Origin of the sequence: Actinocorallia herbida (assembly GCF_003751225.1) — a bacterium.
GTDB classification, from domain to species: Bacteria; Actinomycetota; Actinomycetes; order Streptosporangiales; family Streptosporangiaceae; genus Actinocorallia; species Actinocorallia herbida.
Genome location: NZ_RJKE01000001.1, coordinates 9,364,179 through 9,375,743 on the forward strand (window position 1 = coordinate 9,364,179; position 11,565 = coordinate 9,375,743).

Below are 11,565 nucleotides of genomic sequence, written 5' to 3' on the forward strand. Positions count from 1 at the left end.
GGAAATTCCGCAGTTCCCGGCCGGGGCGTGCACGACGCGGTTATGGAGCTCGCCCAACGGGGCCATTGGGGTATTCGGTGCGCTTTCCTGGTGATCTTCGGCGGGATCAATTCGATCACCCTCGGTGATCCATGCCGAGGGGACCAGAAAAAAGCTCATGGTTATCAGGGCCGATCCTCGACGGAAGCGTCCGTGATCGGGCAGCATATGAACTATCTGCCGACACGGCGGCGGACGGGACCGCGCAAACCCGTCCCACTTGACTTTCCCCCAAAGGATGGGCCCGGCTCTACCCCCCCGGAGCCGGACCATCGCGACGGCCCCCGCTCTCCCCCCCGGCGGGGGTCGTCGCACTTATCCACAGGCGCCTCAGCGGGATCCGCGCGATTCGGGGAGTGTGTTCCCCATGAACGCACTGGTGCTTTCCACGAATCCCGGATTGGTCGACGAGGTCCGGCGGCTCGCCGCCGCCGCGTCCGTCGAAGTATCGGTCGCGCGCGATACGGCAGAGGCGCGCGGCTCCTTGCAGAATGCCGCTCTTGTCCTGGTCGGGGCGGATTTACCGGGCAGGATTCCGCGCCGTGGCGGCGTCGTCATGCTGGCCAGGGCCGCCACGGTCCCGGTGTTCCGGCGGGCGATGGACCTCGGCGCCGAACGCGTCGCCGTCCTGCCTGACGAGGAGGACTGGCTGGCCGAACGTATGGCCAGGGCGTGCCTGCCCGGCGCCTTCGGGAGGCGGATCGCCGTCACCGGGGCGCGCGGCGGAGCCGGCGCGTCGGTCTTCGCCACGACCCTGGCCCTGATGGCCGCCCGCGGCGGGGCGCGGGTCCTCCTGGTCGATCTCGACGCCGGGGGTGGCGGACTGGACACGCTGCTCGGGCTCGAAGGCACGCCGGGCACCCGGTGGCCGGATCTCGCGGGGCTGCGCGGACGTCTGGCGCCACGCGCGCTGGAGGAGGAGGTCCCGTCCGCGCGGGGGGTGGCGGTGCTCTCCCACGCACACGACCGGCCGTGCGCGCTGCGGCCCGAGGTCGTCGCCTCCGTCCTGGCGACCGCACAGCGTGCCTACGACCTCGTCATCACCGACCGGCCACGGGATCTCGCCCTTACGGCGGACCGAACCGTCCTGCTCGTCCCGGCGGAGGTGCGCGGGGTCCTCGCGGCCCGGTCCGTTGCGGCGGGGCCGGACGAGCCGCTTCTGGTCACCCGCGGGCCGGCGCCCGGCGGCCTGGCGCCCCGTGCCGTCGCCGAGTCGCTGTGCCTCCCGCTCTCGGGCCACTACGACTTCGAACGCGGAGTCCCGGCCGCTCTGGAGCGAGCGGCGCCACCCGTGCGGGGACGGCTCGCCCGCCTGTGCGCCCGGCTGCTCGACGGCCCCTTGGCGGCCTGATGGAGCCGCCGCCTCCTCCGCGACGCGCGGAGGCCGAAGACCCGACTGGAGGAACCATGAACTGGGCGGAAGCCGTCAGGGGGCGGCTCGTCGAGAGCCGGAGCGCCGCCACACCCGGCGCGGTGGCCGCGGCGCTGCGGGCGGAGGAACGCGCGTTGGGCGACGCCGAAGTGCTCAGCCTCGCCCGCGAGGTCCGCGCCGACCTGGTCGGCGCGGGGCCGCTGGAGCCGCTGCTGCGCGATCCGTCGGTGACCGATGTGCTGGTCAACGGCCCGGACGAGGTGTGGGTGGAGAGCCGAGGAATGCTGTTGCGCACGGGGGTGCGGTTCGCCGACGACAGGGAGGTCCGCAGGCTCGCCCAGCGCCTCGCCGCCGCGGCGGGCAGAAGGCTCGACGACGCGGCACCGTACGTCGACGCGCGGCTGCCAGGGGGCGTGCGCCTGCACGCCGTCCTCGCGCCCGTGGCACCTGGAGGCACCTGCTTGTCTCTGCGGTCGCCACGGGGACGTGCCTTCACCTTGCCCGAACTCGTAGAGGCGGGATCCGTATGCCGGGCCGGAGCAGAACTGCTGGCGGCGCTCGTAAGGGCACGACTCGCTTTCCTCGTCACGGGCGGCACCGGTACAGGGAAGACCACCTTGCTGAGCTGTCTTCTCGGGCTGGCCTCACCGGCCGAGCGGCTGCTGCTCGTCGAGGACTCGGCAGAACTGCGGCCGGACCATCCGCACGTCGTCCGGCTGGAGGCGCGACCGCCCAACATCGAGGGCGCGGGCGGCGTCACCCTGCACGACCTCGTCCGCCAGGCGCTGCGCATGCGTCCCGACCGGCTGGTGGTCGGCGAGGTCAGGGGCGGCGAAGCGGTTGAACTGCTCAATGCGCTCAATACCGGACATGAAGGAGGATGTGGAACGCTCCATGCGAACGCCCCGGAAGACGTCCCGGCCCGGCTGGAGGCGCTCGGCTGCGCCGCGGGGCTCACGCGTGAGGCGCTGCACAGCCAGCTCGCGGCGGCGCTCGACGTCGTCGTCCACCTGGATCGGCAGGGCCCGCTGCGCCGCGTCAGCCAGATCGCCGTGCTCCTCCGGGCGCCCTCCGGCCTCGTCGAGGCGCACCCCGCCGTCCGCCTCACCCCATCGGGCCTGTCCTTCGCACCCGCAGCGGGCCCGCTGCTGACACGGCTGGGCTGGGCACCGCCAGAGGCGGCCCACCGAGCTGACCGCCCGGAACGCGCCGCATGAGCGCACGCGCACACCAAGCACCACCCGCAGCCGCACCTGGCCGCCCATCCTCCGGGCAGCCAGCAGGCCCACCTGCGCGGTCGCGTTTCGCGCCGTTCGGCGCAACCGCGCGCTCGCTCTCCAGGCGGCCCGGGGGCCGACATGCGTGGGTGCCGTTCGGGGTGGGCGGGCGCTGTTCTCCGGGCAGTCCGGGGGTTCGCATGTGCGGGTGCCTTTCGGGTTGTTCGGGGTGGGCGGGCGCTCCTTTTCTGAGCGGTTCGGGGGTGTTCGGGTGAGGGTGTTCGGCTGGGGGGTCCTGCCGTTCGGCGGGGTGTCCGCGCGGCGGTTGTCCGCGCTGGAGGGGCGCGGGGGTCCGGTGGGGGGAGGTCTGCGGGAGTGGTCTGCGGGGCTGGTGCGTGAACTGCGGCGTGGGCGGGAGGCCGAGGCCTGGGCGGCGGCGGTGGTGGAACTGTGCGATGGGCTCGGCGCGGAACTCGTCGCCGGGAGGGCGCCTGAGGAGGCGCTCGCGGCGGCGGTCGAGGTGCTGCCCGCGCCGCATCGCGACGCCCTCGCCGGGCTTCCGTCGGCCCCGGACATCCCGCGTGCCTTGCGGGAGGTGGCCGCCCGGCCAGGAGCACAGGCGCTGCGGCTGCTCGCCGCGTGCTGGAGCATCGGCGTCGAACGCGGCGCCGCCTTCGCGCCCGTCATCGACGGCCTGGCGGCGGCCCTTCGCGACGAGCGGGCCCACCGCGGCGCCGTCCGCGCCCAGCTCGCCGGTGCCAGAACGACGGCCCGCCTCCTCGCGGTCCTCCCCGCCTTGGGCCTCGCCATGTCCTGGTCCCTGGGCGCGGACCCCCTCTCGTTCCTCTTCACCACTCTTCCCGGCCTCCTCTGCCTCATCGCGGCCTTGGCGCTGGACACCGCAGGTCTCCTGTGGACCACCAGGATCGCCAACGCCGCCCAGCACCCCTGACCCGCTGACGTGGGCGTGCGGGCGGGACCCGATGCGGCGGGCGCTCTCCGCCGGAGGCGTCGGTGCGCCGGTGCGCCGGTGCGGGCGCTCCTCGTCGGGTCGTAGCCGGTATGTGGTGGGAGCGGGTTGTTCGTGGCTTTTGAAGGTGCCTCAGCTTTTGGGTGTAGTGCCGTGGGCGGGCTTGTTGGGAGAGAGGATCGGGATGGGCGGAGTGCGGACGGGGCGTGGGGCTCGGCGGCGGCTGGAGAGGGCCGTGCGGGGGCCTGAGGGGACGGCGGCGGAGGGCCGGGGCTCGGGGGAGGTTCGGGGTGCGGTGCTGTGCGGGGTCGTCGGACTGGGTGTCTGGGCCTTCTTCGGGGGGATCGGCGGAATTCTGGCGGGGGCGATGGCGGCGGGGTGGTGCCGGTGGTGGTGGGGGAGGCGGGAACCTCCGGAGGCAGGGCGGCGCAGACGGCGGCTGGAGTCGGACCTGCCCGTCGCGGTGGAGCTGCTCGCCGCCTGTCTCGGCGCGGGAGTGGGCTGGGCGGACGCCGTCGAAGCCGTCGGGGAGGCGCTCGGCGGGCCTGTCGGCGAGGAGTTCGAGGCGGTCGCGGTGCGCGTCGGACTGGGCGCCGACCCCGCGGACGCGTGGGCCGCGCGGGCGTCTGACCCGGCGCTGGCGCCGCTCGCACGGGCCGCGGCGCGGGCCGGACGCGGCGGCGCGCCTCTCTCGCCCGTGCTGACCCGGCTGTCCAGGGACCAGCGCAGCGCCGCGTCCGCCGCGGCCGAGGAACGGGCGCGGGAGGCCGGGGTCAAGGCGGTCGCGCCGCTCGGCCTGTGCTTCCTGCCGGCATTCGTGCTGGTCGGCATCGTCCCGGCGATCGCGGGCATCGCGCAGGGCATCGCGCTGCCCTGATCGTGCCGACAAAAAGTTATCCACAGGCCGGTAAACGATCTTGATGAGATCTGTGGATGCTGGGGTGACGCCGGACGAGGGTCCGGCCCCGAGACCGGGAGGTCAGATGTGCGAGCTGCGCGGCAGAAGGTCGGACGCGGGCATGACCACCGCGGAGTACGCGGTCGGCACGGTGGCGGCCGCGGCGTTCGCGGGCGTGCTGTTCAAGATCGTGTCAAGCGAAAGGGTGCAGGAACTGGTGTTAGCGATCATCGACCGGGCACTCCAGCTCGTCGGCTGAGCCGCGGTTCGGCGACGGTGGAGGTGGCGATGTCGCTGCCCGCCCTGCTGGCCGTCGCCGCGTACGCCCTCTGGGGCATCGCGGCGGCGGCTGCCCGCCTCACCTGCGTGGACGCCGCCCACGCGGGCGCGCGCGCCGCCGCCCGCGGCGAACCCTTCGAGGCGGTGCGCGCCCGCGTCCTGCGCGCCGCGCCGCCCCGCTCCACCCTGAGCCTCGTCCGCACCTCCGACACCACCCGCCTCACCCTCACCACCACCTACGCGCCGTCCACCGGAATCCCTTTCCCGCCCCTCACCTTCACCGTCACCGCCGAAGCCTTCACCGAGTCACACCCGCCCCCGGCCAACCCGTCTCCGCCGAACGAGGCCCCTCCCTATCCGTCTCCCGACCAGTCCCCGCCCAGCCCGTCCGAGTGACAGCGAGGCTGAACGCGAGCACGCGAGGGGGCCGGGAGTCTGGGCGAGCCGAGCGTGCGGACGTGTGGCTGAGCCGGGCGTGCGGGTGGGCTGCGGGCGAGGCGGGGTGAGCTGAGCCCGCGGGTGCGCGGGCGCGAAGGGCGCGATCGATGGGACCGGGCATGGGTGCGGGAGTGGGCTGGGTGTGAGGGCATGAGGGCTCGAGTGGTGGGCTTGGGCGTGTGGGTGCGCTTGATGGGCGGGGCGTGAGGGCGTTGGGCGTGTGGGTGCGCTCGGCGAGCGGGACATGGGAGGGCGTGAGGGCGGGCTGGTTGCGGGGCGAAGGCGGGCTGGGTGCGGGGCGAAGGCGGTCTGAGTGCGGGCTGGGTGCGGGACGAGAGCGGGTTGGGTGCGGGATGAGGGCGGGTTGGGTGCGGGGCGAAGGCGGGAGGGGTGGGTGTGGGGGTGCGGAGGTGGAGATCGAGTGACGTGGGGTGTGGAGGCGGGGCGGGGTGCCGGGGGTGGGGTGGAACGAGGAGGGACAAGGGGGCGGGGGTGGTCTGGGTGATGGCGGTGCTGGGGGTGGTGTGGAGTGTGGGGGTCGTGGTGATGGTCGGTGGTGGCGTGCGGGGGATGCGCAAGCGGGCGGAGATGGCGGCGGATGTGGCGGCGCTGGCCGCGGCGGCGCGGACGGCGCGGGGGTACGCGGACGGGTGCGCGGTGGCGGGGCGGGTCGCCGAGGGGACGGGGGCGGCGCTGACGGGGTGCCGGGTCGAGGGGTCGGCGGGGCTGCCCGTGCGGGTCGAGGTGGAGGTGGTGATCAGAGGGCGGACGCTTCCGGGGTGGGATCTCTCGGTTCCGGCGGTGTCACGGGCGGGGACGGCGCCGGTTCCGTCGGAGGAGGTCGATGACGCTCGGGAGCGAGAGCGTCGCGCGGATCCGCGGTGACAGGAGTAGAGATTTGTCGCAGAAGTGCGTGGAAGTCGGGGATCTTTCATCTCGAGGTGTGTGGATTTCTGATGCTGACTGAGGGGAAAGTGGGGCCGGAAACGGACATGAGGGCCGGGGAGAGCGGCTGGGTGGTGCCGGGTTCGTCACCATTCTGTGATATTTGCCACTGATCGGTGATATACGCTGCCGCCCAAGACCGGGTGACGGAGGGAGTCGGCGCGTGTGGGTTAGGGCGCTGCTGGTGATGGCTCCGCTGGTGGCGGTCCTGGGGGCCGCGCCGGTGCAGGCTTCGGGAGCCGCCGCGCCCAAGATCACACCCGGGGACGGGGCGGTGGTCACGTCGCCGTCCGTGTTGGTCAGTGTGAAGACCGCGGCGGGCGGAGGCACCCTCTATGTCGACAGCAAGCGGGTCGGCAGCGGCAAGAGCGCGACGCTGACCTACCGCATCGACGGCCGTAGGGAGCCCAACGGCACCCACACGGTGCGGGTCGACGCGGTGATCCCGTGGGACACCGCCAACAGCACGTTCCGCATGGCGGTGCCGGCGCTGCGGCCGAGCGGGCTCAGCGTTTCCACGTCGGGCAGCAAGGTCACCGTCCAGTGGAGCAAGGGCCCCGAGCCCGACCTGACCGGCTACACGGTCTCCGGCGACCTCGGCACCAAGAACGTCTCGATCGGGGCGTGCGGGGCGCGGTGCAGCGTGACGTTCGCGTCCTCCTCGACGGCGAGCGGCCGCGCGACCGTCAGCGTCGTGGCCAGGCGTTCCGGCGCGGAGCCGTCCGGCGCGGCCTCGAAGACCGTCAAGGTGAGCGCCCAGCCGCAGAACGGCAACGGGAGCGGCAATGGCAACGGGACCGGGAACGGCAACGCGCCGGCGCCCGCCATCCCCGGTTTCACCTACGAGCCTCCGTCCTCGAACACGCAGTACCCGGAGGTCGCGCCCGACGACTCGGTGTTCTCCGACGAGAAACCGGCGGTCAGCGAGGTCTACCCGACGCCGGACACCGCGGCATCCGACGACATGATCCTCCTGGACGACGGAGGGACCGCGGCGGGCACGATGGCGTCCGAGAGCCTTCAGTGGGGCAAGAGCCTCGCCATCGCGCTGGTGCTGCTGCTGTGCGCGGCCCATCTCGGGACCTGGACGCGCAGGCTGCGGACGGCTCGTGCGGGCGGTCCCGGTAGCGGTCCGCGCGTCATGCCGGGGTCGGCGCACGCCCGGGTCGAGGCGAACCGGCAGAGCATCGAGGCGGCCCTCGCCGCCGCACGGGGCGAGGACCCCGAGAAGGGACAGGCCTCGCGCGGCAGGCCGAAGGACCCCGAACCCGAGCAGGACACCACGATCCTGGCGACGGAGGGCGAGATCGTCGAGGAACTCAACCTCGAGTACACCCCCGCGGTGTTCCCCGCCGACCCCGACGCCTGGGCTCCCGCCGCCGAAGACGACTCCTCGTCCCGCGACGAGGCTCCGGCCGACCCTGTCGCCGCGCCGTCGCCCGCGTCCGGCGACGAGGACTCCTCGGTCCCGTCGGAGCCCCGCCAGTACGACGAGGCGCTCAACGCCCTCATCGGCCTCGCCGCCGCCCGCGAGCCCGACTCGGCTCCCGACTCCTCCTCCGCGAACCTCACCGAGGTCCTGGAACACCCCCGCCCCCGCCGTCGAGGCCTCCGCCTCCGCCGCCGCTGACCACTCCCCGAAGCACGCTCCGATCGTGCCTCGGCCGTCGGTGGCCCGCCCCTGAAGCCGCAACCGGTCTCCGGCTCGTCGACCGCCGCCGCTGACCGGCTCCCGAAGCCGCGTCCCGATCGCTGCTCGACGGCCGCCGAAGAGGACTCCTCGTCCTGCGGGGAGGCTCCGGCCGACCCTGTCGGCGGGCCCTCGCCCGCGTCCGGCGACGAGGACTCCTCGGTCCCATCGGAGCCCCGCCAGCACGACGAGGAGCTCAACGCCCTCGTCGGCCTCGCCGCCCCCCGAAGGCTCGATCCGGTCTCCTGAGCGTTGACCGCCGCCGTCGGTCCCCTCTGCTGGTCTCTCCGGCTGGAGTCGACCGTTCGGCCGTCCGGCGTGGCTTTGAAGGGTGTCCTGGTGAGCGCCGAGCCGCGGAGCGGCAGCGGGATCGGCCGCTGACGGCGCCCCTCCGGGCTGCCGCCGCTTAGAGGGGGTACCGCTCGGTCGTCGTCACCCGCCTCGCATCACCGCGGGTATCGCGTTTCTCGGGGTGCGGAGCCTTGCGGTCCGGGCGTGGGTGGTCGCCGGGGGAGGGGTGGGTTCTGGCGCTCGTGGCGGTGGTGGGGTCAGGGGGTGAGGAGGTGGGTGAGGAGGGTTCGGGAGTCGGGTTTGGAGAGGGGGTCGTTGTTGTTGCCGCATTTGGGGGACTGGATGCAGGAGGGGCAGCCATGGTCGCAGGGGCAGGCGCGGATGGCGTCGAGGGTGGCCTGGAGCCAGGGGCGGGCCTGGGCGTGGGCGCGTTCGGCGAAGCCGGCGCCGCCGGGGTGGCCGTCGTAGACGAAGACGGTGAGGCGGGAGGTGTCGGGGTGGAGCTCGGTGGAGACGCCGCCGATGTCCCAGCGGTCGCAGGTGGCGAACAGGGGGAGCAGGCCGATGGAGGCGTGCTCGGCGGCGTGCGCGGCGCCGGGGGCGTCGAAGTCCTCGTGGGCGGCGAGGACTTCGGGGGCGAGGGTCCACCAGACGGCCTTGGTGCGCAGGACCCGTTCCGGCAGCTCCAGGGGCTTCTCGCCGATGATCTCGCCGGTGGCGCGGCGGCGCATCTGGTAGGCGACGACCTGGCGGCGCACCTCGACGGTGCCGAAGTGCAGGCTCGCGTGCGGTGACCACTCGGTCTTCCGCTCCTCCTCCAGGACCCGGATGTCGGTGAGGGACCGGGCGTTGGTGGAGTAGTCGGGCGAAGCGGGCGTGACGAGCGCGACCGCGTCGTCGAGGTCGAGGAGGTCCACGAGGTAGGACTCGCCCTGGTGGACGTAGAGGGCGCCCTCGTGGACCGTGCCGTGCGCCGAGGACTCGTCGACGGTGCCGAGCAGCCGTCCGGTGTCGCCCTCGACGACCTGGATCACCGACGGCCCGCTGCCGCGCAGGTCGACCGAGGGACGTTCCCGGTGCGTCCAGAACCATCCGGCGGGCCGCCGCCGCAGGACGCCGCGCGCGGTGAGCCCGTCGACGAGATCGCCGGCGGACGGCCCGAACAGCGCGAGGTCGTCCTCGGCGAGGGGCAGTTCGGCGGCCGCCGCGCACAGGTGCGGTTCCAGGACGTAGGGGTTGGCCGGGTCGAGGACCGTCGCCTCGACGGGCACGCCGAAGATCGCCGACGGGTGGTGGACCAGGTAGGTGTCCAAGGGGTCGTCGCGGGCGATGAGGACGGCCAGGGCGTCCTGTCCGCCGCGTCCGGCGCGTCCGGCCTGCTGCCAGAGGGACGCGCGGGTGCCGGGCCAGCCGCAGACGAGGACGGCGTCGAGCCCGGAGACGTCGATGCCGAGTTCGAGGGCGTTGGTGGTGGCGAGGCCGAGGAGGGAGCGCGAGCGCAGCGCGGCTTCCAGCTCCCGGCGTTCCGAGGGCAGATAGCCGCCCCGGTAGGCGGCGACCTTGTCTTGCAGCTCCGGGGCGACCTCGGACAGGGCGGCCCGCGCGGCCAGCGAGACGGTTTCGACGCCGCGCCTGGACCGGACGAAGGCGAGGGTCTGCGCTCCCGCCGCGACGAGGTCGGCAAGGAGGTCGGCGGCCTCCGAGGGCGCGGGGCGGCGGACGTCTCCGTCCACCAAGGGCGGCTCCCACAGGGCGAAGGTCATCGCGCCGCGCGGGGAGGCGTCCGCGTCGACGGGGGTGACGGGCACCCCGGTGAGGACGGCGCCGGAGGCGGCGGGGTCGGAGACGGTCGCGGAGGCGAGGATGAAGGTGGGCGAGGACCCGTACCGGGCGCAGACACGCCGGAGCCTTCGGATGATCTGCGCCACGTGGGAGCCGAACACGCCGCGGTAGCCGTGCGCCTCGTCGATCACCACGTAGCGGAGCCTGCGCAGGAACGACGACCACCGGCTGTGCCGGGGCAGCACCGAGTAGTGCAGCATGTCCGGGTTGGTGAGGACGATGTTCGCGTAGCGCCGAATCCAGTCGCGGGCCTCGCTGGGCGTGTCGCCGTCGTAGGTCGCGGCCTGGACGGAGGCGAGGCCCAGGGCGTCGATCGAGCGGAGCTGGTCGTGCGCGAGGGCCTTGGTGGGGGCGAGGTACAGGGTGGTGTCGCCGTCGAAGGCCGCGGTCAGGGCGGGCAGGAGATAGGCCAGGGACTTGCCTGACGCGGTGCCCGTCGCGATGGTCACCGAGCTGCCCTCGTGGGCCAGGGAGGCCGCCTGGGCCTGGTGTTCCCACAGATGGGGGAGGTCGAGCGCGGAGACGACCGAGGCGGGGACCCAGGACGGCCAGGGCGCGGTGCGCGCCGCGCGGGCCGGGACCGTCTCGACGTGCGTCAGCCGCCCGCGGCGCCGGGGGTCGCTCCGCAGGACGTCGAGAAGAAGATGTGCTGCCACAGGTTTCCAGTGTGTCATCGGGGGAAGGGAGCAGAGAACGCTCCGACACCCTCAAAGCCCCGTGATCGGCAGGTCAGACCGCGCGAACAGAGGATTTCGTGTGAACACGGCGCTGGAGCGTGGTTGAATTTCGACGGGCGAACGCTGCAACGTCCGATTACATTGCTTACTTTGCGGCAAATGCGCTGGAGGTTCCGTGGACCTGAAGGTGACCGACTACACGAGTGACGACGGCATCACCGTCATCAACGTGGAGGGAGAGATCGACGTCTACACGGCGCCGAAGCTCCGGGAGAAGCTCATCGACCTCGTCAACAAGGGCAAGTTCCACCTCCTCGTCGACATGGAGAAGGTCGAGTTCCTTGACTCCACGGGCCTCGGCGTCCTGGTCGGCGGGTTGAAGCGGGTGCGCGCCCACGACGGGTCGCTGGAACTGGTCTGCACCCAGGAGCGGATCCTCAAGATCTTCCGGATCACGGGTCTGACCAAGGTCTTCGGCATCCACACCTCGATCGACGAGGCGCGGGAAAAGCGGGCGAAGTAACCGCCGTGGGCACCGTCGAAGTCGCGTTCAGCGCGCTCCCGATCCACGTGCGAACCGCCCGTATGGTGACGAAGGCCGTCGCGGTGCGCTCCGGCGTCGCCGAGCAGCTGCTGGACGAGGTGCGGCTGGCCGTGGGCGAGGCGTGCTCGCGTGCGGTCGAGGCGCATCAGAAGCACTGCCCGGAGGAGCCGGTGCGGCTCGCGCTGACCGACGCGGGCGAGCGGTTCTCGGTCGCGGTCAGCGACCGTGCGCAGTCCCAACCGGAGGATGACGGACTGAGCATGGCCGTGATCAAGGGCCTCGCCGACGAGCTGGAGATCGTCTCCACCCCGGAAGGCACGACGATCAGCATGAGCTGGCCCACCCGCTGACTTATCCCTAGAA

General features: G+C 73.0%; 11 protein-coding genes. 10 read left to right on the forward strand and 1 reads right to left on the reverse strand.

Annotation, left to right across the window (positions count from 1 at the left end):
- The first annotated feature begins 406 nt into the window (after nt 1-406).
- From ssd to EDD29_RS42765, 8 genes are all read left to right on the forward strand, one after another.
- Nucleotides 407-1,390 (forward strand): septum site-determining protein Ssd, encoded by a 984-nt coding sequence (gene ssd / locus EDD29_RS42730; RefSeq protein WP_170201794.1) that lies wholly within the window; start codon nt 407-409, stop codon nt 1,388-1,390.
- 56 nt (nt 1,391-1,446) lie between these two features.
- Nucleotides 1,447-2,628, forward strand: a complete 1,182-nt coding sequence (locus EDD29_RS42735) for a TadA family conjugal transfer-associated ATPase (RefSeq protein ID WP_123669824.1) — start codon at nt 1,447-1,449, stop codon at nt 2,626-2,628.
- Nucleotides 2,629-2,899: 271 nt separating this feature from the next.
- Nucleotides 2,900-3,580 (forward strand): type II secretion system F family protein, encoded by a 681-nt coding sequence (locus tag EDD29_RS42740; protein WP_148086287.1) that lies wholly within the window; start codon nt 2,900-2,902, stop codon nt 3,578-3,580.
- A gap of 253 nt (nt 3,581-3,833) precedes the next feature.
- Nucleotides 3,834-4,475, forward strand: a complete 642-nt coding sequence (locus EDD29_RS42745) for a type II secretion system F family protein (protein ID WP_246053306.1) — start codon at nt 3,834-3,836, stop codon at nt 4,473-4,475.
- A 106-nt stretch (nt 4,476-4,581) separates the two neighbouring features.
- On the forward strand, nt 4,582-4,755 hold the full coding sequence (locus EDD29_RS42750) for a DUF4244 domain-containing protein (protein WP_123669827.1): 174 nt from the start codon (nt 4,582-4,584) through the stop codon (nt 4,753-4,755).
- Nucleotides 4,756-4,784: 29 nt separating this feature from the next.
- Nucleotides 4,785-5,171, forward strand: coding sequence for a TadE family type IV pilus minor pilin (locus EDD29_RS42755; RefSeq protein WP_211360174.1), 387 nt, complete (start codon nt 4,785-4,787; stop codon nt 5,169-5,171).
- A gap of 468 nt (nt 5,172-5,639) precedes the next feature.
- Nucleotides 5,640-6,098 (forward strand): Rv3654c family TadE-like protein, encoded by a 459-nt coding sequence (locus EDD29_RS47960; protein WP_425455021.1) that lies wholly within the window; start codon nt 5,640-5,642, stop codon nt 6,096-6,098.
- Nucleotides 6,099-6,321: 223 nt separating this feature from the next.
- A complete protein-coding gene (locus EDD29_RS42765; protein ID WP_148086288.1) occupies nt 6,322-7,788 on the forward strand; it encodes an Ig-like domain-containing protein in 1,467 nt (488 codons plus the stop codon).
- A 608-nt stretch (nt 7,789-8,396) separates the two neighbouring features.
- Here EDD29_RS42765 and EDD29_RS42770 read toward each other — a convergent pair.
- Entirely contained in the window at nt 8,397-10,637 is a 2,241-nt protein-coding gene (locus EDD29_RS42770) for a DEAD/DEAH box helicase (protein ID WP_246053307.1), read from the reverse strand.
- Between the two features lie 196 nt (nt 10,638-10,833).
- On the opposite strand from EDD29_RS42770, the gene EDD29_RS42775 reads away from it, so the two are divergent.
- Both EDD29_RS42775 and EDD29_RS42780 read left to right on the forward strand, forming a co-directional pair.
- A complete protein-coding gene (locus tag EDD29_RS42775) occupies nt 10,834-11,181 on the forward strand; it encodes an STAS domain-containing protein (RefSeq protein WP_123669831.1) in 348 nt (115 codons plus the stop codon).
- A 5-nt stretch (nt 11,182-11,186) separates the two neighbouring features.
- Nucleotides 11,187-11,552, forward strand: coding sequence for an ATP-binding protein (locus EDD29_RS42780; protein ID WP_123669832.1), 366 nt, complete (start codon nt 11,187-11,189; stop codon nt 11,550-11,552).
- The last annotated feature ends 13 nt before the right edge of the window (nt 11,553-11,565 follow it).

What these genes read in the sequence shown, in the direction of transcription:
- EDD29_RS42755 (WP_211360174.1), top strand. Translation starts at nt 4,785, where the DNA reads ATGTCGCTGCCCGCCCTGCTGGCCGTCGCCGCGTACGCCCTCTGGGGC.
- EDD29_RS42750 (WP_123669827.1), top strand. Translation starts at nt 4,582, where the DNA reads ATGTGCGAGCTGCGCGGCAGAAGGTCGGACGCGGGCATGACCACCGCG.
- ssd (WP_170201794.1), top strand. Translation starts at nt 407, where the DNA reads ATGAACGCACTGGTGCTTTCCACGAATCCCGGATTGGTCGACGAGGTC.
- EDD29_RS42735 (WP_123669824.1), top strand. Translation starts at nt 1,447, where the DNA reads ATGAACTGGGCGGAAGCCGTCAGGGGGCGGCTCGTCGAGAGCCGGAGC.